The sequence below is a fragment of the Bacillus sp. 95MFCvi2.1 genome (genome assembly GCF_000374965.1).
In the GTDB taxonomy this organism is placed as follows: domain Bacteria; phylum Bacillota; class Bacilli; order Bacillales; family Bacillaceae_G; genus Bacillus_A; species Bacillus_A pseudomycoides.
Map to the genome: position 1 here is coordinate 114,483 of NZ_KB895699.1, position 22,353 is coordinate 136,835.

The following is a 22,353-nucleotide window of genomic DNA, read 5'->3' on the forward strand; positions in this document are numbered from 1 at the left end:
CACAATTATATAGGGTACCTTACAGAAATGTAATGTTTCTGTAAGGAGAATGAATGGATGGCTATTTATCCCAATGCTATAGTAGCAAAGTAGTTATTTCATGAAGTTAAATGTCCATGTCTTCTGCTAAGTAGCCTTACATAACTGTCATGTTTGTGTAAGAAACATCGATAGTGGCAAGAGTAGGAGTTAGATATAGTGAAAATAGAGAATAGAAGAAGTGAGGGATATAGAGATGAAAACAGTGTTAGAAGCGAAAAATATTAAAAAAGTATATGATACAGGTGGAAATAAATTTGAAGCGTTAAAAGGTATTAACTTACAAGTGCAAGAAGGTGAATTCGTTGGAATTATGGGACCTTCTGGATCTGGTAAAACGACTCTTTTAAATGTTCTTTCTACAATTGATAATGCAACGAGCGGTGAGATTTTAATTGATGGGAAAGACATTGTGAAAATGAATGATGATAAATTAGCATTGTTCCGCCGTGATCATTTAGGATTCATTTTCCAAGATTATAACTTATTAGATACGCTAACGGTGAAAGAGAACATTGCATTGCCACTTGCGTTATCAAAAGTGAAAGCGAATGAAATTGATCGCCGCGTTCTTGAGATTGCGAAGAAGTTCGGCATCGATCATATTTTAAGTCAATTTCCATACCAAGTATCTGGTGGACAGAAGCAGCGCTGCGCAGCATCACGTGCAATCGTTACAAATCCAAGTATGATTTTTGGGGATGAGCCAACAGGAGCACTTGATTCCAAATCAGCAACAGACTTATTAGAAAGTATGAAGTCATTAAATGAATATGATAATTCAACAATTTTAATGGTAACGCATGATGCGTTTGCGGCAAGTTATTGTAAACGTGTTATCTTCATTAAAGATGGTGAGTTATATAAAGAATTGCACCGCGGGGAATTAACTCGTAAACAATTCTTCCAACAAGTAGTAGACGTAATGTCCGCAATTTCCGGAGGTGCCATGGATGACGTTATCTAGCATTGCCCTCCGCAATATACAGCGGAACTTTAAGGATTATTTTTTATATTTTGCATCTATGATCTTTAGCATCGTCATTTATTTTACATTTAAAGCGCTGCAATATAATTCACAAATGGAAAAAGCAGCGGAAGGATCTAAGAAAATTAGCGGAGCATTCCAAGTTTCCAGTGTGATGCTGATTATTTTCGTAGCGGTATTTATTATATACTCTAACGGGTTCTTTACACGGAAACGTAAAAAAGAAGTTGGATTATATTCACTGCTTGGTATTCGAAAAAGACAAATCGGTAAAATGTTATTTTATGAAAATATGTTGATGGGCTTAATGTCATTAGTAATCGGGATTGCGATTGGTAGTGTACTGTCGAAGTTGTTCCTTGAATTGTTAGTAAGTATGATGGGACTGAATTTAAATGTTCATTTTGAAGTACCAATGTCTGCAATTATTGATACGGCAATTATCTTTTTTGTGATTATCCTTTATACATCACTTCAAGGATATCGTTTAATCTATCGCTTTAAATTAATTGAACTTTTCCGTGCAGAACGTGAAGGAGAAACGATGCCAAAAGGATCAATGATTATGGCATTGATTTCAGTGTTCTTAATCGGTTCTGGCTATTTCTTATCACTGATGTATATTAAAGCAATTAAATATATAGACTTTATGACAGTTGCGCTTTATATTTTACTTGCAACAGTACTTGGTACGTACTTACTATTTATGTTCTTTACAGTATTTGTATTAAAACGAGCAAGACATAAGAAATCATCTTTCTATAACGGTATGAACATGGTAACGACGTCACAGTTACTGTACCGCATTAAAGGAAATGCAAAATCTCTAGCAACTATTGCAATATTAAGTGCGGTAACATTAACGGCAGTTGGTACGTCTGTTACGATGTATTACAACACGTTTAAACAAACGAAAGATTATGCGCCGCACAGTTATTCTTACGAGAAAAAGGATGCGGCACTTGATAATAAAGTAAATGCGATTTTGGGTGAAGAGAAACAGAAGCATCCTGTAACGAACCAATTCGAAATAGAAATGGTTCCTGTTAAAGGGAAGTTTGAAGGCGAAAAAGCAGATATGGGTATGAATACAAATTATTTAGTTACCGAGAAATATCAGCTTGTATCGCAATCAGCATTTAATAACATAGCAAAGAATATGGATATAGAGGCTGTAAGTTTGGCGGCTAACGAGGCATTCGTATTTGATGGTATGTATATTGAAGGGCATGAGTTCAGCACTGTATATAAAGGGAATAAAGCGGTATTCCCGATTGGTAATGAAGCGAAAACATTAACGATTAAAGGTGCTGAAGGACGTAATATAACGAACTTAGGGGAACTATTCGTTGTTGTACCAGATGAAGTATATAAGAGTGCGAAGGCAGTAGCTGACACACGTATCGTTAAAAATATCGATGTAAAAGATGAGAAGAATAGTAAAGTGCTAACAGAGAAATTAAAGAAAGTGATGCCAGCTGGAGAACCAGAAGTTGCGCGACCTTTCAATGATTTCTACACGGGTTTCCATGGTATGCTGGAAGCAACAGGATTAATGATGTTTATCGGTTTATTCTTAGGACTTGTCTTCTTACTAGCAACAGGCTCTATCATTTACTTCAAACAGCTAACAGAAGCAAGTGCAGACCGCGATCGTTACGTTGTACTACGTAAAGTCGGGGTTACAAAACAAGAAATGAAAAAGGCAATTGCGAAACAAGTAAGCTTTATCTTTGCAATTCCATTAGTAGTAGGGATTTGCCACAGCTTATTTGCATTAAAAGGATTATCAACGTTAATGCCATATGAAATTTTGATTCCATTATTAATGAGTATTGGTGTGTATAGCGTCATTTATATTGGATATTACTTCTTAACAGTTCGTTCTTATTACAAGATCGTGAGCTCGAAGTAATGAAAGGAGCAGCTATCGCTAGAAGCGATAGCTGCTTTTTTACATCTTCATAAAATCTTAAGAAATTCCCATGCTATTTTTTAAAAAATGATAGTTATACTTGGAGCTATATTAGACGATATTGAATGAACGGGAGAGGTTAGAGATGCAACTTATTACATTCTTAACCGAATTTGTGAAACATCCAAAGAATACTGGAGCAATTGCACCTAGTTCTAACATATTAGCCAAAAAGATGGTAGGCGCGATTAATTTCGAAGAAGCAAAGTATATTCTAGAATTGGGACCTGGAACAGGATCATTCACGAGAGAGATTATAAAGAGAAAAAAAGAACATACAATATTTATCTTGATTGAAATTAATGAAGTTTTTTTCAAAAAGTTACAGAAGCAGTTTAAGGACGATCCAAACGTTTTGGTTATACATGGATCAGCTGAGAACATAAAGAAATATATAAAGGAGTTACAAATAGAGAAGGTTGATTATGTATTATCAGGGTTACCTTTTACATCCTTACCAACGGAAGTATCATCTCGTATTTTATCCAGTGTAATGGAGTCATTAAGTGAGGATGGCGAGTTTATTACGTTTCAATATTCGCTTGCAAGGAAAGCATTTATCCAAACCTTTTTTCAGGAAATTTCACTAAAAAAGGTTTGGTTGAATCTTCCTCCAGCACATGTTCTTAGTTGTAGAAAAAGGCTAGGAGGTCATACGCCTAATGGAATTACATGAATTGTTATCCTATATTGAGCAGTATGGCTATGCGGCTTTATTCTTTTGTTTATGGCTTGGGATTGTAGGTATGCCAATTCCAGATGAAATGATTGTGATGAGTGGTGGGTTTGTATCGTCAGTAGGCATACTAAGTGTAATTCCGGCATTTTTATTAACCTATTTAGGTGTCGTATCCGGCCTCTCTTTAGGGTATATACTTGGAAAGGTTTTTGGTGATAAAGTACTTGATAAATTGATGAAAAAGAAAAAGGCGAAGTATCTTTTACAATCACAAGAAATGATTGGTAAATATGGACATTATGCATTAGTAACAAGTTATTTTATACCTGTCGTTAGACATATTGTTCCTTATTTGGTTGGTATGAATCGTATGTCATTTAAAACATATGCTTTGTATTCATACACGACGGGATTTATGTGGACGTTGCTTTATTTTATGCTTGGTTCTATGTTTGGTAAACACATCGAGGCGATTGTAGAACTTGCGACGAAGTATGGCCTCTATTTTGGTGGCACAATTGTCGTCATAGCAAGTGTTTTATATTTATATATACAAAAGAAAAATCAGGTAATAGGATAGATTACTTGTCTAAATATTCGTAGACAGTAAGGAAAAAAGCAGCTATTTTAAGTAATAGCTGCTTTTTTCAATCATTTATTTCAAATTCATAATTAGGAAGTAAACTTGCACTGTAGATAAGGAGAAAGAGGATCTTCTCTTTATTGGATTTCATAATTGAGGAATCTAGGGGAAATGGAACCTAATCTTTACAATTTTTGTAGTAGTCGTGTCCCGCTATTCATATCACCTTTACATAAAGGACATTTGGGTTCTTCTTCTAAAGAAAAGTTTTTACGCATCCATCCTAAACAATCTTCTGTTTGGCATTCCCATACAGCGATTTCTTCTGGATCTTCTACAGGCTTATTATTTCTTTTCCAATACATACAATCACTCCTCTAAAGTGAAAAATTTTTCTAAAAAAAATAAAAAGGTTGTTAACGTTTTTTGTTAACAACCTTTTATATTTTTAATTATAATGTTTATTTTATAAAAATGCGAACTTTATAAATTACCAAAGTATAACAAGGACTCTATTATACTAATTCTGGGTTATAAATCATCGCAAAATGTCCTGGCAATAATTTAATTTGGCACGGTGTATGAAGAGAGCTCTCTCCTACCTAAAAAGAAAGGTTTTATGTTGGTTTTTTAATTTGTATTTATATAGTAGTGGATGATATGAATAAACTTCCATCAAAAATTGATGGAAGTTGTATGTGGTTTTATTTTTCTGTTACTACTGAAGCGATAAATGGTAAGTTACGATATTTTTCTGCACAGTCAATGCCATAGCCGACGATAAATTCATCTGGAATTTGGAAGCCTACATACTCGGCTGTCAAATCAACTTTACGACGCTCTGGTTTATCAAGTAATGTACAGAACTTTAATGCTTTTGGTTTATGCATAAAGAAGTGGTCTTTTAAGAAGTGAAGTGTTAAGCCAGAATCGATAATGTCTTCTACAACAATTACATTTTTGCCTGTAATGTTGACATCGATATCTTTTAACAATTTAACTTTTCCTGTTGTTTCCGTTTGGTTGCCGTAACTAGATGCAGAGATAAAGTCGATTGTTACTTCATTTTTAATGTGACGAATTAAATCAGCAGCAAAGACGAAAGAACCTTTTAGTACTGCGATCACAACGATTTCTTCTCCTTCAAAATCGCGTTCAATTTGCAGTGCTAGTTCTTTTACCTTTGTTTGTAATGCTTCTTCAGAGATTAAAGTATCTTTTATTTCAATTTTCATTAGGATCCTCCTGCGTTGTAAAACTTGTGAACATTTTGACTGTAAAGGATTGAAGGGGAAAAGTCAAAAAAGAGAAATACATATTGGCTAAAGGTTTATATTAGGAAAGCCAGAATAAAATAAAATGAAAGTTCGATTTGAAGTTTTCATGATCCGTTCATGCTAGAGAAATTGAGAGGAGAATGGAATGTTTAAAAAAATAATCTCAATAATTCTTCAACTATTTATTATGATTATGCTATTTGTAGTGATTGTAAGTCTTCCGATGTTATTTATAAATGGGAAGAAAGTTGGAATACATGTAGAGCATTTTTTTACACAATGTATACATGTTATCTCTGCACTTATACATCCAGAAGAGTTAAAGCTGAAAATGGCTACACAAGTAGCGACTGTTTCAAACAATGTACAAATATTTAAGATACAAGAAAGGGAATTTCCCTTATTTCCACTTATATTTAAGCCATATACATATTCACTCGTGCTTATACTTGGAGCGCTTATAGTTTCTATATGTTCGTCTTTTTTATGTAGTATCATTGCGGCGGTTTCACCGAGGCGTGTACAGAGAGTGATAGAAGAAGCTGTATTTTTTCTTAAAACAATTCCAGATGTCTTCCTAATTTTTTTTCTTCAACTTTTCATGGTAAGTATATATAGGTATACCGGATTTTTACCACTACATCCATTTTCTACGATGCAAAATACATCTATTGTATTACCACTTCTCATTTTAGCTATTATACCTACCATCTCTTTATTCCAATTTCAAATGCTACTTATAAATGAGGAGCAGAAGCAAGGTTATGTTATGTTTGCGAGAGCGAAAGGGTTTGGTAACATGTATATTTTGTGCAGGCATATTTTTCGCAATATGGTTGTTTCAGTTGTGAATCATATTGAATCAATATTACTAGCCTTGATAACGAGCTTATTCGTTTTTGAGTATATGTTTAACATAAGAGGTTTATTTTCGATTTTGATTAGCGGTCAAGATCTGGTGGTTATCGTTTATTTGCTGCTGTTATTTATAGTGCCTATGTATGGAGTAATAGTAGGATTGAATTGGTTAAGGAGGAAGTTGTATGCATAGCCAGCGTTATAAGTACTTCTTATTCCCGATTATTTTATTATTAATAATAAGTATTGCACTCCCATATTTTCAAGAGGAGTCTAAGGTAGTGGAATATCGATACAATGAAAAAGGAGAAATTGTTGAAGCGGCTCCTTTTTCAATTTCCCGTGCACATTGGTTTGGAACGGATCGTGAAGGAGAAGATTTATTTTATAAAGTAATAGATGGGGCTAAGTACACAATTTTAATTTCATTTTTTGTGGCAGTTGCTAGAGTAATCATTTCTTTATTGATGAGCCTGTTCATTCATAATGATAAGTGGGGAATTTTTTTCTTACAACGTGTTACTGTTAGTTTGCAATTTTTTCCGCAAACGTTATTTTGTATCTTATTTCTTACACCATTTATCATTTATGAGCTACGAACGAAACCTATTGTCACAAATATAGAAGTACTATGTATACAATTTCTTGTATTCGTTTTTGTAGCAGTGCCAGGAATGACACGATTTTTTCATAAAGAAGTTCAGCAACTTTGGAACAAGGAATATGTAAAGAGTTCTTTCTTATTAGGAGGAAGCAGATGGCATGTGTTTCGAACTCATATTATGAAAGTATTACAACCACAAATTATATTTCAAATTGGAGAGCAAATGGTGCAAGTATTATTAATTATGTTACATCTTGCTCTGTTTAAATTATTTTTAGGGGGAACGAAAATTGTTTCCGGGCAAGCTCATGATCAATTTAGTATATATGTTCCATACCTAAATGACTGGGCAAATTTAATTAGTTATTACTATGGAGAATTAATGCTAGAGCCAAGAATTATTATAATCCCAGTTATGTTTTATATGATTCTTTTATATTGTATGACGAAAGTAGTGAACGGATATAAACATAATAGAATAGAGTAAGCAGAAGATTTATATAGAGTATTATTTTTCGTCCAACGTGGTTAGAGAGTAGAGGTGAGGAAATAAAAAAGAATTTGATTTATCTTAGAGGAATTCCTTTATTTGTATAATAGCATTCTTTTTACAAAAATCCCCACAAAATAATCTGATGATATACTGATCATATTGAGAAAGCGCTTCTATGGAGGGTGATAATCATGAAAAAGAAACAGTACACAAGTGTTACATTTATAAAAGCATTACTTTTAACAATTGTTCTTGGTATGTTGGCTTACTTAATTGATGTTCCTGCTATTCGCATTCCACTCATTGGGATGACTTTAGTTCTTGGAGCAATTTCTCATGGAATGATGTTGCAACTGTATGAAGCTGGATTAGATGATATGAAAAAATATATAGATGAAAAATGATTAAAAACCCTCCATTCGTTTAGATGAAGGTTTTTTTCATTTCTTACAAAAATGTAAGGTGATTTGTAAGAAAAATCGATAGTTGAGTAGTCGTCTTTTGGATAAACTTATAGATGTAAGGTAAAAGGCAAGCACATTTTAGGTAAAATAAGCTTTAGGCACTATATGTGAAAAGGAGTAGGAGGGAATGGAGAAACGTTGGACGACCCTTGCTTTGTTATCAACTAGTAATAAGATGGTACTAGATGAAGAGATGTGCCTTTTGCACTTGTTTGATCGGGAAAACGATCATTCTTCTTCACAGTTTACAATGAAGTGGTGTAAATGGAGCGAAAGTTGTAAGTTTGAAGAAGAGACCCCTAATGAAGAGCAAAGGATCATTCTCACAAACCCGATAGAGGCATGGGCCTTCCAACGTCGTAAGTGTAACGTCAAAAATCACTTAAAGAAAACTGAGCCGAGACAATTAGTTATCACTCCAGCCCCTTTTATTCTAAACTCACGCGAAAGTAACAATTAGACACTGAGACACAGAAAAAGCATTGTAGAGGGAATCTACAATGCTTTTTTATCCCGTATAAATTTCCATTTATACGGGATAAAAAAGGAATTTAGTAAAAGAGAAACATCTATATTAATTGTAAGGATGTAACGGTGAAATGTTACTATTAAAATATAAAAGTAACAAAAATGATAAAAATATTACATTTGTATTACAAAAGAGTTGTTTATCCCTATAATTCGTAATATAATTTACTTGTAGGGTATAGAAACTAAAAAATAATTTATTATTTGGGAGACTGGGAAAAATGAAAAAAATTATTTTGCTAGTTTTAATGTCTGTAATGTTTTTAGTACCTGCCGTTTCTCATGCAGAAACAAGTGGAAATGTAAATCAGGCTGTCCCGAAAGAAGAACAAGCTATACAAAAAATGGGATGGGTAAAAGATGGAGATTCATGGTATTACTTTGATAAAGATGGAAAAGCTCATGAAGGATGGTTAAGTTATAACGGAAATTGGTATTACTTTATAGATAGAATCATGGTGCAAAAAGATTATGTTAGGGTAAATGGAAGAGATTATTATTTAGGTAATGATGGTGTTATGCAGACTGGTTGGATAGCAGATGGTGAAGATCGCTGGTTATATGCAAACCAAGATGGATCATTCAAAACAGGTTGGGTGAAGGAAGGAAATAAGTGGTATTATATTCATCGTGGATTAATGGCAACTGGATGGGTAAGAAATGATACAGGTTGGTATTATATGAATCCGAATGGTACGATGAAAACAGGTTGGTTACAAGAATCTGGGAACTGGTATTATTTAAAATCTGACGGTGCAATGGCAACAGGCAAACACTTAATTAATGGTACTTGGTATTCATTTAAAGATAACGGTGTTATGCTCTAGATATTTAAAAAAAGAGGCTGTCGAAAGTAGTTGAATTAGCTACTTTCGACAGCCTTTTTTTATTCCGTAAATAGAGAGGTGTGCATAGGGAATTTTGCTTTCTTGAAGGTAATTGAATCTTTAAGAAAAATCCATTTCATCTGCATCTCATATTTACATAACAGATATATTCTATAAATACATCCGATGCGATGTGAAAAAAGTATACTAAGGAGAGATATAAAATGAAAAAGAAACTTTTACCAATCTGTGCGATGGCACTTTTATCAGTAGGATATTCTTCGGTAGCAAGTGCGTCTACTGGGACAATGACAAAGGAAGAAGTAGCACAAGTACAGCAAGATACAACGAAAAAAGAAGCAGCAATGCAGGAACAACAAAAACAAGATAAGATGAAAAAAGAAGCGGCAGTGCAAGAGCAACAAAAACAAGATCAAATGAAAAAAGAAGCGGTAGTGCAAGAGCAACAAAAACAAGATCAAATGAAAAAAGAAGCAGCAATGCAGGAACAGCAAAAACAAGATAAGATGAAAAAAGAAGGAATTCAAGAGCAACAAAAACAAGATCAAATGAAAAAAGAAGCAGCAGTGCAAGCTACAAAAGGTGAAAAACTACCAAATACAGCATCAAATAGCATAACAATGATGACGTTAAGCGCGTGCCTTGTAGCATTAGGATCATTGTTTGGATTTACGCGCCGTAAAATTAAAGCGTAAAACAAAATATAAATTAGTCTATAAAGAATGGGATAATTTCATATATTAAAAATGGTAGGATATCCCTACCATTTTTTGCATGGAGGGATTAAAGTGAGACTTATAAATCGTATTGGACTTGCTTTCATGATAGTCGGTATTCTTATGGGGGCGTATTATTTTTTTGAATGGTATAAAGGAAAAAGTTCCGCACAAGATTTAACGGCAGAAGAGATAAAGCATTTTGAAAAAATAGAATTAAAAGGGCATTCCACTGAAACATCTGTGAATTCTCAAGTACCCTCTTCTCAAACGCAATATAAAGAGGGAGAGAAAGTAGCGATGTTAAATATCCCAAAAATAAAGAAGAAGTTCTCTATATATTGGGGGGCAAGTGATACCACATTGAAAAAAGGGGTAGGTATGTTTGTTAGTGATATGACAACAGCTCCATCTGAAGGAGGACACACTGTACTGAGTGGACATCGCGATACTGTATTTACAGAGCTAGGAGAGCTTAAAGAAAAAGATAACCTCATTGTGGAATACGATAATAAGATTTATACTTATGAAATTCAAAAAATGTGGATTACACATGCGGATGATCGCACAGTCATAGTAAAGAAAGAAGAACCAACATTAACGCTGACGACGTGCTATCCATTTGATTATATAGGTGATGCACCAGATCGATATATTATTGAAGCGAAATTGATTGCTACTGATTCAAAATGAGAGTATAGTACTCTGTCTTTAGCTATTTAGAATGAGAGAAGGGGGAAATAGGGCATGACAAAAACAATTTTAATTGTTGAGGATGAAGATATTTTACGCGAAATATTGAAAGATTATTTTCTAAATGAACAATATAAAGTACTTGAGGCAAGAGATGGGAAAGAAGCTTTATCCTTGTTTGAAGAAGAAGAGGTTCATTTAGTTATTCTTGATATCATGTTACCGGAATTGGATGGTTGGTCTGTTTGCCGAAGAATCCGTAAAACGTCTCAAGTGCCGATTATTATGCTCACGGCACGTGTGGATGAAGATGATACGTTACTTGGATTTGAGTTAGGAGCGGATGATTATGTAACGAAGCCATATAGTCCGCCTATTTTACTAGCGAGGGCAAAGCGATTACTTGAAAGTCGAATACTTACAAGTAAATCTCCAAGTAATGAAGATGATACGCTATCTATTCATGGAATTTGTGTTCATTTCCCATCACGTATCGTTACGATAGAGGGAGTGGACATTAATTTAACACATACAGAGTTTGAGATATTGACCTATTTTATGCAGAATCAAGGGATTGTTTTGACAAGAGAGCAATTGATTTCAAGAATTTGGGGATATGAATTTGCTGGTGATGACCGGACAGTGAATAGTCATATCCGTAATTTACGAAATAAATTAGGAGATAAAGCAAAGTACATTACGACTGTTGTTCGGATGGGGTATAAATTTGAGGGGAATGTATGAGCAAAGGGATTGTACTCAAATTATTTATTCTCACAACAGCACTATGCATGTTGATTTTAGCGACGATTTTTATTGGACAAACGATATTTTTTAAACAATATTATGCCAACAGAAAAGTAAATGATATTCAAACAAATATAAGCTCCTTTGAGAGAGAGTATTTGAATAGTGATGGTAACACAGAAGCAATTCAGAAACTGGAACAAGATTTTTATAGAGAAAATAATACATGGATTACAGCATTAGATAGTGATGGAAATTTAAAACATGCGACTGATTTTTATTTAGAAGTAAAGCTGGATCGGCTGTCGCAGAAGGAACTTGGAAAAACAAACCTTATAATCCCTCTCTATTATCTTATGGGGATAGAAGAGGTTGAAAATGAAAAAATGCCGTATTTTTCAGGGTTGCAAATTTCAGTTTATGGAATGGTTAGAGATTCTACATTTGTTCCTGCTGTATTAAATTTAAGTAAGGGTATAAATTGGTCCAACAAGCCATTAGATAAGAAAATAAATGAAATAGCTCCTAAGGTGAAAGAGGAAAAGAAAAGTGCTGCTCAAGTTCCTAGTACTGGTTTTGGGGGAACCGTTACAAAAGTGCAACTACCTGATAGTAAAGGGATAGTGAATCCACTTTATAAAAACACTTTGTTCTTGGAGAGTATAAAAGAATTTCAAGCGGACTTACTGTTAAATGAAAATAAAGATAACAATGATGCCTTAAGAATAAATGACTATGAAAAAAATGATATAAAATATAAATTATTAATCAAACCGATAAAGGAAAAGGATGGCTCTTTAACATATATATTCGCGATGGCGTCCTTGCAGCCCGTAGATGAAGCAGTACAAATGGTAAAGGATTATTATGTATATATTATTGCATTTGTGCTAGTACTTACCTTGTTGGCATCTTTTTATTACTCAAAACAAATTGCAAAACCGCTATTACGAATTAATGATACAACGAAAAAAATTGCACATTTAGATTTTTCGGAAAGAATCCCAATTACTTCAAAAGATGAGATTGGCGATTTATCTAACAACATTAATATATTATCAAATACATTGCACACACATATTGAACAATTAGAACAAGATATTGAAAAAGAAAGAAAGCTAGAAAATACGAGAAAAGAATTTATTTCAGGTGTCTCACATGAATTGAAAACACCGCTAAGTATTATGAAAAGCTGTATTTCGATTCTAAAAGATGGGGTAGCCGAACATAAGAAAGAATATTATTTTCAGGCAATGGAAAAAGAAGTGGATAAGATGGATATGTTAATTTTGGACATGCTGGAGTTAGCTAAATTTGAATCTGGCACGTATAAAATGCAGATGGATACTTTTCATATTGATGAGGTCATTGAGCATATATGTGGACAACTATCATTAGAAATAGAGAAGAAACAACTTCATATTCACAAACACATATCTCCAGCTCAAGTTGTTGCAAATCAACATCGCATTGAGCAAGTAATTGTCAATTTCATTACGAATGCAATCCGTTATACACCTGAAAAAGAGGATATTATTATTTCTACAATAGATGAGCTAAATCAAATAAAGATTTGTATAGAAAATAAAGGCACTCATATTGAAGAAGAACAATTAGATAAAATATGGGACCGTTTTTACCGTATAGATACAGCTCGTCAACGTTCAAACGGTGGAACGGGACTCGGACTTGCTATTTCCAAAAATATTTTGGAACTTCATGGCGTAGAGTATGGTGTAAATAATACAGCAGATGGTGTGTTGTTTTACTTCTATTTAAATAAAAAAGTGTAGTAGGGTTTGTCTAAATACACAGAATGAAAAAGGTCTTTCTCAGTAGAGAAAGGCCTTTTGGTTTTTATCACGTATTAACGGACAGTAAGACCCCCACCTTCACTTCGTTTAGAGGAGGGGGTCTTCTCGGTTAAAATGATAAAAAATAAGACTGCCATTTAGGCACTCTTATTTTTAAAATTCATATTATGCGCACCAATACTTTTAAATAAGCGTGGTGAAGTTGAAAACAGGAGTAGTAGTAATACTGTGCATAATGCAAATGAACCGAGCATTGTACTACCATTCACGATCAATGAATAAAGAACAGCTGACTGTCCTGGTGGTGCGTACTTCCCAAAGAAGATAACACCAGCAATAAAGTGACAGAAATAACGGGCAAAGCTACCAACAAATGTAGCAAGGATAATATAAAAAAGCGCCTTTTTCCCTTGCCCGCTTTTTGATGAAGGTTTATCTTTGCGGCTACCAATGTCGGATTGTACGTTAGATGTATGTTGGTTGTTCGCAAGTGCCTTTTGAATTGGACGATAGAATAAACCAGCAAAACCGATAAAAGCAAATGCAACGAAGTACTCAATAAACGCTTGAACTGGCGTTAAAATGTAAGCATCGCCGACTACAATTTGTAGTAGACCCCAAATGAGTCCTCCTAAGAAAGCAGTTTTAAAGCCCCAGCGGTAAGCGATAATAAAAATAGGAATCATTGCAAATGAAACAGAACCGCCTGTTGGAAGTTTAAGTGATAGTGGCAAAATGTCGATAATCAAGGCGAAGGCTGCAAGGATTGCAGATTCAATCATCGCTTGTAAATTGGTGTTACGCATGTTGTTAATCCCCCTAAATCCAAGTTGCACAAAAAAGAATACTTATCATAGGGAGATATGAAATACGTAAGTAGAAAAAGAATGAGGTATTTCAAGTTCAACGTTTGCACAATTCCTACGTTAGCATTAACTAACAGGTTCTAAGGGTCGGAACGAAGTGTTCCCTCTCAGCAGCAAAGCTCCCCCTGTGATAACGAGATTCTTTATTTGTTAGGTTTATTGTAATTGAAATGGATGAGAATGGCAAATGAATATATAAATACAAATTGAAACGGCATAAAAACCTTCTTTCTAGCTGGAAGAGAGGATTCGGCCATGGATAGAAGCGGTCAGACTCTCTTCCTGCTCCACGCCAAGTGAAAGCAAAAGGAGAAAACGAGTGGAGATCTCCTTTTATTTTCATAGCAGCGACTTATATGCCAGCAAATCAACATGGATATATATAATTCTCCCGAAATGTTAATAAATAGGAAGAAAAAATATATAGTACTTGATTCATAGAATGTGATATAATTTTCTTGAAAATAATTATCATTCTCTTTCGAGGGGGAAGATTATGAGCTTAGTTGATATTAAAATAGGTGAAAAAGTATTAGTTAAAAATTTACAAACGTTAGATAAATTATTAAAGCGGAGATTAGCTGCTTTTGGTCTTTCAGAAGGAAGTGAACTTCGTATGAAACAAAAAGCGATGTTTAAAGGGCCGTGTACATTAGAGTGCCGTGGACAATTAATTAGTATTCGTCATTGTGACGCGAAAATGATAAAGGTGGAATTAGCGTGAATAAGGTTGCATTGCTAGGGAACCCGAATACAGGGAAAACATCATTATTTAATGCGCTGACGGGTTCGTATGAATATGTAGGAAACTGGAGCGGAGTAACAGTAGAAAAGAAGGTTGGTAAGTTAAAGGGGAAGCAAGGGACATTAATTGATTTACCAGGTATATATGATTTAAATCCTGTTTCTCGTGATGAAGGTGTCGTTACAAAGTTTCTACTAACAGAAGAATTTCATCATATGCTAAATATTGTTGACTCTTCTCAATTTGAGCGCAATATGCATTTAACATTGCAACTACTAGAGTTTGGTAAACCAGTTTCTATCGGTTTAAATATGATTGATGTTGCGAAGCAACGCGGAATTGTTATTAATGCGAACAGATTGTCAGAAGTATTAGGAGTAACGGTCGTTCCTGTTGTTGCGAGAAGTGGTAAAGGTTGTGAAGAATTACTGGCTACTCTTCATGAGAACGAGAAGAAAGAGAAAAAGTCTTTCATTCTTTCTTATGGTAAAGAAGTAGATGCAGGTATTGAAGAAATCATGGATCTTTTAACTCAAGCAAATTATGAGCATCCTAGATGGCTTACACTTCAATTTTTAAGTAATAACGAAGTAGTAGAACAAGAAGTTAAAAGATTGCCTGTTTATGAAAAGCTTGTAGCAATTCGTTCTAAATTAGAAGCGAAACTTGATAGTACGCTAGAACAGCATATTTACCGGACACGTGCAGCGTATATTGAAAAGTTAAAAACAAATGTCATTCAGCATGAAAAGGAAGGAAAGATTCCCTTTTCAGAAAAAATTGATAAGTTAATTACACATAAAATTTTAGGACTTCCAATCTTTTTAGCAGTTATGTTTTTTATTTTTCAGGTTACGTTTACGTGGATCGGTACGCCTTTATCAGATATGCTTGATGAATTTCTTGGTGGGCAGTTTACGGATTGGGTAACGGCAGGTTTAACAAACATTGGTGCCTCTGAGTTTATTCAAGCGCTCGTTACAGAGGGGATTATTGCCGGCGTTGGTGCGGTATTAGTATTCGTTCCACAAATTTTTGCATTGTTCTTCTTTATTTCGTTATTAGAAGACTCAGGGTATATGGCCCGCATTGCAGTTGTAATGGACCGTATTATGGAATTCTTTGGTTTAAACGGAAAAGCATTTATTCCTATGATTATCGGTTTTGGTTGTAACGTTCCTGGGATTATGGCAGCGAGAACGATTGAGCAGGAAAAAGAAAGATTACTTACCGTTTTAGTAACACCATTTATGTCTTGTTCAGCGCGTTTACCTGTATATGCATTATTTGCGGGAGTCTTTTTCCCGAATAGTCAAGCGACTGTTGTGTTCTCTTTATACATTGCAGGTATTGTACTTGCTTTACTCGTTACAAAAGTAATGTCTCTTACTGTTTTAAAAGAAGAAAAATCTATTTTCGTTATTGAGCTTCCGCCTTATCGTGTACCACAAGCAAAAACATTGTGGCTTAGTACGTGGGAAAAAGGAAAAGGTTTCGTACGTAAAGCTGGTACATTTATCTTTGGTGGATCTGTTGTTATCTGGTTACTCAACTATGCTGGTCCATCTGGATTTGGCGTAGATATGGGAGATAGTTTCTTAGCAATGATTGGTGGGTTCGTGGCACCAATTTTAGTACCGCTCGGTTTTGGAACGTGGCAAGCAGCGGCATCATTATTAACAGGATTTTTAGCAAAAGAAGTTGTTGTTTCTACAATGGCCATTATTTATGCGGTGAAAGAAGATGTATTAGGAAATGTAATGGGAGCGCACTATACTGCATTATCAGCATATGCGTTTATGTTCTTCATTTTATTATATGTTCCATGTTTGGCGACAGTAGCTGTTATTCGTCGTGAAACAGGATCTGTCAAGTGGACAATTTTCTCTGTTGTTTATCCACTTATAGTGGCTTATGTATTAACGTTCGTTATATACCAAGTCGGATCCTTACTCGGATTCTAGAAGGAGATGTATCATAATGATGGTCAATATTGTAATTGGAGCTATCATTTTTGGTTATGCAGGATATACATTATTCAATTTTGTGAAGAGAAGTAAAAAAGGGAAATGCGCAGCATGTTCCTTAAATAAATCATGTCAGTCAAATAGTTGTAGTCCTGATATGGAGCAAGTCGTTAATAAGTAGAAAAAAGCTTTGCGGATTTCGCAAAGCTTTTTTTATCCCGCATTAACGGACAGTAACACTCCCACCTCAAAATTCAGCGAAAGCAAAGAAGTTAGATGGGAGATGAACTGTCCGTAAAAGCCCGATTGGTGAGGGCTAATAATCAGTGGGGGATGGAGAAAACCCCCACTGATTAAAGTTTCACTTTATGACTTGCTATTTAATTTTCACAAGTTGTGATGCGTCTAACCCGATCCCTACTAATTTTTTCATTTTTCCTGTCTCCTTTTTATATAATAGTAAATACAAATGTATTGTTTTTAAAATTTAGAGAAGCAAAAGTGTTTTTGGTTTTAACCTCGACTTCTGATTTCATTTTATAAGAATAACGCCCTTCTACCTATCGAGTTAGCTTACAGTAACATTACAATGATGTAATTTAGTGAAAAGAGTTAAAAGTGTGAGAAATGGCAACTAAAAACATAACCTTTTTTGATTAGATGTTATTTGTATTACGAACGTTTTATTTAATAAACTCCGAAATTCCTTTTAACAGGAAAAGAATACTTACTACCCAAGTGATTCCTGATAAGGCTAATTGAAGTGAATTTTCTTCTGATGCCATATTGTAGTTAGAAAAGTTAGGTCCAATTAGGAGGGTTATCAGGAGGAATAAGCTTAAAGAAAGGATTAAGAAGTGTGCAATAAACCAGATGATATTTTTTCTTTGTACTTAATGAACCAATATATTAGAAGTATTAAAGAAACAATAACTACAAGATAGGAACCTGTAACTAAATACTCTCTAACCTCTTGTTCCATCGGTATATACATATCACTCATTTCATCTAAGCATCTATATCTATTTTTAGTATGAGTCATTATTATTTTGGATAGTCCTTAGGGTGCTGGGAATTGCTTCGAATTGATTGTATATCAATCAGATGTGCCTTTTTGTTTTGACTTCTTTATTTATAGTGGTTTGAATAATTGATTTTGAGGATATCAAAGGATTTGATATGAGGTCAATGTTGAGAAGGGAATGTCATATTATAGTTTGCATATTCAAGAAATAACATGTAAGGACATTTTAGTTTTGATATAATGTACACATAGGCTTTAAAAATGAATATTCTTACTGTAGAGGAAGAATTTTTAGTTTTCCAGGTATTGAATTTGAAATATGAAGCAGTTTATAGGAGGAGTTTAAATGTCTGTTTTTAAACGATTAAGAGATTTAACGATGTCAAATGTGTATGCATTAATTGAAAAGGCAGAAGATCCAGTTAAGATGACGGATCAATATTTACGCGATATGCAAGAGGATGTACAAGAAGCTGAGAAGAGTGTAGCAGCTCAAATTGCGCTTGAGAAAAAGTTTAAATTATTGTTTGAAGAACAAGAAGCACTTGTAAAGAAACGTGAAGAACAAGCACATATGGCTGTTCAAGCAAATAATATTGATCTTGCGCGCCGTGCTTTAGAAGAAAAACAAAATGCAGAGCAAAAGATGAATGAATACAAAGCGAGCTATGAGCAAAATAAAGCAGCTGCTGATAATCTTCGTGCGAAATTGGAAGAAATGCGCAAACAATTAACTGAACTGAGAAATAAACGTGAAACACTTGTGGCGCGTGTGAACGCAGCGAAAGCACAAAAGAATATTAATCAAGCAATGTCTGGATTTGATGCAAATACAGCAAAAGCTGGTTTAAGCCGTATGGAAGAAAAAGCTCTTCAATTAGAGGCTGAAGCAGAAGCAAGCGGTGAAATTTATAAAAAAGAAAAGTCGTTAGATGATGAATTTGCGGCTTTAAATAAAAACTCAGCTGTGGATGATGAACTAGCACGTATTATGAAACAGTATGAGAAATAATATAAAAATGAAAAACTTTTCTTTTTAGGTTGGAGAGAGGATCCGCCCGTGCATAGGAGCGGTCAGTGCCCTTTTTCGCCCCATGCCGCGTGAAAACAAAAAGAGGAGACCTGTTTTTGTTTTCATAGCCGCGGTTTATGTGTTGGAAAATCAAAATGGATATATAGAAGATAAAGGAACCGACATGTCATGAAAATCAATCATGTCGGTTTTCTATTATTCTCTAGAGGAGGTTTCACCATGACATGGATGAATGTGTTAGCCATGCTTGTATGGACAGGAGCAAGCGCTGTTCTTTTATTTGTACTTATGTGGGTTGATTCTATCTTTACAAAATATAATGATTTGGCAGAAATTAAAAAAGGGAATATTGCTGTGACAACGCGCTTTATTATGAAGTTATTTGCGCAAGGATATATTTTGTCACAGTCGATTACGAAAGCAAATGATTTATGGCAAGCGCTGCTTGCATCGGCAGTTTCATTCGTTATTTTGTTAGTTGTAGAAATGTTTATCGAACTCATTTTGAAAAAAGTGGCTGGTTTAGATTTAGAAGGGGGAACGAAACAAGGGAATGTTGCACACGCTTTATTAGCTGGTTCGTTACATGTTGTCGGGGCCCTCATTTTAGCAGCTTGTCTATAACGAGAAAAGGAGGGGATAGATTATGAGTTTATTCAAACGAATTAAAAATATAATGAAAAGTCCGGAGCCCGTTAAGCCAGAAAAAAGCCTATTAACGTTAACGCCTGGTGATATGATCGAAGTTTCATTAGTGATGTACGAAATGATTGGAAAAACAAGTATGCATTCTCGGAATGAAATTATTTTAACATTGCAGGACGGAAAGACCATTCGCTATTTAAAAATTGAAAATCGTGAAAGCACCTATTATAAACTATATGCACCAATTGATGGTCGTTTAGATTCTATAAATGAGATTCCAACAACGATTGAAATGGATGATATCGAGTATCATATGGAAGAGCAATATAACGGACGTGCCGTTGTGATGGGGAAAACGCCATTTGCAATATCTGATGAACAACACGTATGGGAGTTCCAATCTGACAACCGGAAGCTACTTCGCATTGAGTGGCAAGATGGCCGTACAATGATGTATGAGGGAGAATCGATTCTTTCTGCTGATGTACAAATTATAAGGGCAACGTAAGGGGGAGGTAATCATGTCAAACCGATTGTTTACCATGATTAAATCATTCATAATCCCTATATTTGCCATTGTTACGTTACTTGTAATTGCTGGTTTTGCTTTATCGGGGTGTCAAAATGAAAAATCGATTCAAGATCGTTACCCATTAGAATCAGTTGCAAAAGACGGCAAGCAAGAATCATATGTGTATAGGGCCGCCAATCGATCAGTTCCAGAGGTGGCAAAGGAGCTGATTGATGAAAAGGAACCAAAACAAGCGTCTAAAGAAGATGAAAATCAGATGTTCCTTGTGTATTCTGATAAAATATACAACATTCAGAAAGACAAAGAGAAACCATCGGATACATTAATTGAGATAAGTAACAAAGAGTTTGTCCGTCAAAATTATCAGCCATCTTTCTTACAAGGTTATATTTTAGCAAGTATATTAGACGATATATTTGATTCGCGTAAATCGTATCATGGCGATTACCGTGGATATACAGATCGGAAAAATCATAAACCGGTTATTCTAGAAAGACCGCCTACAAAAGAAGAGAAGAAGACACCACCGCCTATTACAAAGCAAGGTAAGGGTTCTATTATTAAGAGAAGTGATAAAGTAGATCCAAAGACATCCGTAGGCGATAAAGGAAGTATTACAGAAAAAGAGACGAAAACTGTACCACCGTCTACTGAGAATAAAGGAAAGATTATTAAATCACCGGGCGGTTCTAGTGGTTCAGATGTGAAGCCGAAATCTTCGATTAAAAGCCCGCCGAAGAATACGTCTCCCCCTAAAACACGAGTTGGCGGATCTGGGAAGATTACGAAGAGAAGATAAACATAGAAAAGCTCAAGAAGTGAAGGAAATGCTTCTTGGGCTTTTTTTCGAGCACTATGATACAAATATAATTATTTATCCCGCTATTCGCAGGCAGTAATACTCCCACCTAGCGTCGGGCTATCGCCCTACACACGCTTGAGGAAGGAGAAATCTTTCGGATAGCGTGTTAAAAGAAGAAGATAGAGGCTTATTGTTTTAAATAATGATTTAGTGAGATTTACGTACTTTTACAATTTTTTTATCGATAAAAAGGATTTGTCCTCCTATGGCTAAAAGTAATATACTGGCTATTATATAAGGCAAAGTGATAGGTTCTATTCCTTTTTCTAAAAATATTCCGTTTGTCATTGTCCCGATGGAACCGGAAAAATAATTAATAGAGCTAAGTAAGGCAATTGAAATGGTAGCGTGATCTGGACTAATTTCTAAGAGTGTTTTTTGCAGGGTGGCCAGTGCCGCCCACCCTGTACTTCCCCAAAGAATTAAACAGATGGCTAACAATAACGCAGTTTCGTGGAAAACTCCCATACATATAAATGAGAAAAACATGATTCCCATTAAGTACAGTAATATGATTTTTGGTTTCTTATAGAAATCCATAATAAATCCGATAATAAAACTTCCCGCAATTCCACCAATTCCCCACATCCAAATAAATAGGATAGATTTTTGGAATCCATATGCAGTAATGATGGTATCTAAGTATGTATACAAACCTAAACTGCAAAAACTTAATACCATTGTGATAACCATAACGAGTGAAATCTTTTTGTTTTTGAACATACTTAGCCGTTCTTTTAATGTTGGCAAAGGACTAGATTCTATCATAGGGAATTTAGTAAAGAGAGCAAATATCCCGATTGCCCCAATTGTGACGATAAACCACATCGCCATGCGCCATTCATAAATTGAAGCGATATATATACCAAATGGAACGCCAATTACGGTTCCAGCACTCATTCCGAGTAAAACAGTGCTTAAAGCTCTCCCCCTTCTTTTTTCAGAAACTAATGTAACAGCAGCAGATGACGCCAATGGTGAATAAAGACCAGCACCTATGCCAGCTAGGCCTCTAGAAATTAATAGAATAATAAAATGATGAGTCACAGCAGTCAGGAAGTTAGAGACTGTGAAAAGGAATAATGCTGCTAATAATGTATGTTTTGTATTCGTCTTTCTCATACATGTAGCAAATAAAGGTGCCGCAATGGCATAACAGATTGTGAAGATACTTACGGTTTGCCCAGCAGTCCCGATTGAAACGTGAAAATCATCGGCGATTTGAGGCAAGATTCCTGCCATTATATAAGCATCTACTCCTAGTGCGAACATCCCAAATGTTAATAAAAAAATCTTATTCAATGTGAGTCCTCCTTTTGATGAAGTGTTCTATTTTTATCGTAACGAGTATAATGAAATTAGTGAAATTCATA

General features: G+C 34.8%; 24 protein-coding genes and 1 riboswitch. Of the genes, 20 read left to right on the plus strand and 4 right to left on the minus strand.

Annotated features, from left to right (window positions below):
* Positions 1-235 precede the first annotated feature (235 nt).
* From C568_RS0115425 to C568_RS0115440, 4 genes are all read left to right on the plus strand, one after another.
* Positions 236-1,006: an ABC transporter ATP-binding protein gene (locus C568_RS0115425; protein ID WP_003201420.1), complete on the plus strand. Its 771-nt coding sequence runs from the start codon at positions 236-238 to the stop codon at positions 1,004-1,006.
* Positions 993-2,942 carry an ABC transporter permease gene (locus tag C568_RS0115430; protein WP_018782045.1) on the plus strand — a complete coding sequence of 650 codons (1,950 nt, stop codon included), beginning with the start codon at positions 993-995 and terminating at the stop codon, positions 2,940-2,942. The genes C568_RS0115425 and C568_RS0115430 overlap by 14 nt, the downstream gene beginning before the upstream one ends.
* 145 nt (positions 2,943-3,087) lie before the next feature.
* On the plus strand, positions 3,088-3,678 hold the full coding sequence (locus tag C568_RS0115435) for a class I SAM-dependent methyltransferase (RefSeq protein WP_006096328.1): 591 nt from the start codon (positions 3,088-3,090) through the stop codon (positions 3,676-3,678).
* Entirely contained in the window at positions 3,665-4,261 is a 597-nt protein-coding gene (locus tag C568_RS0115440; protein WP_018782046.1) for a DedA family protein, read from the plus strand. Before C568_RS0115435 ends, C568_RS0115440 begins: the two co-directional genes overlap by 14 nt.
* A 188-nt stretch (positions 4,262-4,449) precedes the next feature.
* Here C568_RS0115440 and C568_RS0115445 read toward each other — a convergent pair whose 3' ends face one another.
* On the minus strand, positions 4,450-4,629 hold the full coding sequence (locus tag C568_RS0115445) for a cold-inducible protein YdjO-related protein (RefSeq protein WP_006096330.1): 180 nt from the start codon (positions 4,627-4,629) through the stop codon (positions 4,450-4,452).
* Between the two features lie 339 nt (positions 4,630-4,968).
* A complete protein-coding gene (hpt, locus tag C568_RS0115450; RefSeq protein ID WP_003201413.1) occupies positions 4,969-5,499 on the minus strand; it encodes a hypoxanthine phosphoribosyltransferase in 531 nt (176 codons plus the stop codon).
* A gap of 187 nt (positions 5,500-5,686) precedes the next feature.
* Here hpt and C568_RS0115455 point away from each other — a divergent pair, with 187 nt between their 5' ends.
* The 9 genes from C568_RS0115455 (at position 5,687) to C568_RS0115495 (ending at position 13,285) form a co-directional block, all read left to right on the plus strand.
* A complete protein-coding gene (locus tag C568_RS0115455; RefSeq protein ID WP_006096331.1) occupies positions 5,687-6,592 on the plus strand; it encodes an ABC transporter permease subunit in 906 nt (301 codons plus the stop codon).
* On the plus strand, positions 6,585-7,490 hold the full coding sequence (locus C568_RS0115460; RefSeq protein WP_018782047.1) for an ABC transporter permease subunit: 906 nt from the start codon (positions 6,585-6,587) through the stop codon (positions 7,488-7,490). The genes C568_RS0115455 and C568_RS0115460 overlap by 8 nt, the downstream gene beginning before the upstream one ends.
* Before the next feature lie 194 nt (positions 7,491-7,684).
* On the plus strand, positions 7,685-7,900 hold the full coding sequence (locus C568_RS0115465) for a hypothetical protein (RefSeq protein WP_029427337.1): 216 nt from the start codon (positions 7,685-7,687) through the stop codon (positions 7,898-7,900).
* Positions 7,901-8,087: 187 nt separating this feature from the next.
* On the plus strand, positions 8,088-8,420 hold the full coding sequence (locus C568_RS0115470; RefSeq protein WP_018764625.1) for a hypothetical protein: 333 nt from the start codon (positions 8,088-8,090) through the stop codon (positions 8,418-8,420).
* A 289-nt stretch (positions 8,421-8,709) separates the two neighbouring features.
* Positions 8,710-9,315 (plus strand): N-acetylmuramoyl-L-alanine amidase family protein, encoded by a 606-nt coding sequence (locus C568_RS0115475; RefSeq protein WP_006096334.1) that lies wholly within the window; start codon positions 8,710-8,712, stop codon positions 9,313-9,315.
* Positions 9,316-9,539: 224 nt separating this feature from the next.
* A complete protein-coding gene (locus C568_RS0115480) occupies positions 9,540-10,031 on the plus strand; it encodes an LPXTG cell wall anchor domain-containing protein (protein WP_018782048.1) in 492 nt (163 codons plus the stop codon).
* Between the two features lie 93 nt (positions 10,032-10,124).
* Entirely contained in the window at positions 10,125-10,745 is a 621-nt protein-coding gene (locus C568_RS0115485) for a class D sortase (RefSeq protein ID WP_018782049.1), read from the plus strand.
* Between the two features lie 54 nt (positions 10,746-10,799).
* A complete protein-coding gene (locus tag C568_RS0115490) occupies positions 10,800-11,489 on the plus strand; it encodes a response regulator transcription factor (RefSeq protein WP_003201411.1) in 690 nt (229 codons plus the stop codon).
* A complete protein-coding gene (locus C568_RS0115495) occupies positions 11,486-13,285 on the plus strand; it encodes a sensor histidine kinase (RefSeq protein ID WP_018782050.1) in 1,800 nt (599 codons plus the stop codon). The genes C568_RS0115490 and C568_RS0115495 overlap by 4 nt, the downstream gene beginning before the upstream one ends.
* 158 nt (positions 13,286-13,443) lie before the next feature.
* Here the strand turns inward: C568_RS0115495 and thiT are convergent, their stop codons facing one another.
* The gene (gene thiT / locus C568_RS0115500) at positions 13,444-14,112 is read right to left on the minus strand and encodes an energy-coupled thiamine transporter ThiT (RefSeq protein ID WP_018782051.1); all 669 of its coding nucleotides are present in this window, start codon (positions 14,110-14,112) and stop codon (positions 13,444-13,446) included.
* Positions 14,113-14,206: 94 nt separating this feature from the next.
* A riboswitch (TPP riboswitch) is annotated at positions 14,207-14,308 on the minus strand.
* Positions 14,309-14,668: 360 nt separating this feature from the next.
* On the opposite strand from thiT, the gene C568_RS0115505 reads away from it, so the two are divergent.
* From C568_RS0115505 to C568_RS0115535, 7 genes are all read left to right on the plus strand, one after another.
* Entirely contained in the window at positions 14,669-14,896 is a 228-nt protein-coding gene (locus C568_RS0115505) for a FeoA family protein (RefSeq protein WP_003208854.1), read from the plus strand.
* Positions 14,893-16,881, plus strand: a complete 1,989-nt coding sequence (feoB, locus tag C568_RS0115510) for a ferrous iron transport protein B (RefSeq protein WP_018782052.1) — start codon at positions 14,893-14,895, stop codon at positions 16,879-16,881. Before C568_RS0115505 ends, feoB begins: the two co-directional genes overlap by 4 nt.
* 16 nt (positions 16,882-16,897) lie before the next feature.
* Positions 16,898-17,065, plus strand: coding sequence for a FeoB-associated Cys-rich membrane protein (locus C568_RS0115515; protein WP_003201403.1), 168 nt, complete (start codon positions 16,898-16,900; stop codon positions 17,063-17,065).
* Between the two features lie 1,189 nt (positions 17,066-18,254).
* Positions 18,255-18,920, plus strand: a complete 666-nt coding sequence (locus tag C568_RS0115520) for a PspA/IM30 family protein (protein WP_003201365.1) — start codon at positions 18,255-18,257, stop codon at positions 18,918-18,920.
* 240 nt (positions 18,921-19,160) lie between these two features.
* On the plus strand, positions 19,161-19,565 hold the full coding sequence (locus C568_RS0115525) for a DUF350 domain-containing protein (RefSeq protein WP_003201367.1): 405 nt from the start codon (positions 19,161-19,163) through the stop codon (positions 19,563-19,565).
* A gap of 22 nt (positions 19,566-19,587) precedes the next feature.
* The gene (locus tag C568_RS0115530) at positions 19,588-20,094 is read left to right on the plus strand and encodes a DUF4178 domain-containing protein (RefSeq protein WP_003201369.1); all 507 of its coding nucleotides are present in this window, start codon (positions 19,588-19,590) and stop codon (positions 20,092-20,094) included.
* Positions 20,095-20,107: 13 nt separating this feature from the next.
* Positions 20,108-20,917, plus strand: a complete 810-nt coding sequence (locus C568_RS0115535; protein WP_018782053.1) for a DUF4247 domain-containing protein — start codon at positions 20,108-20,110, stop codon at positions 20,915-20,917.
* A gap of 210 nt (positions 20,918-21,127) precedes the next feature.
* On the opposite strand, the gene C568_RS0115540 is transcribed toward C568_RS0115535, so the two are convergent.
* Positions 21,128-22,282 (minus strand): MFS transporter, encoded by a 1,155-nt coding sequence (locus C568_RS0115540; RefSeq protein ID WP_018782054.1) that lies wholly within the window; start codon positions 22,280-22,282, stop codon positions 21,128-21,130.
* Positions 22,283-22,353: the final 71 nt, after the last annotated feature.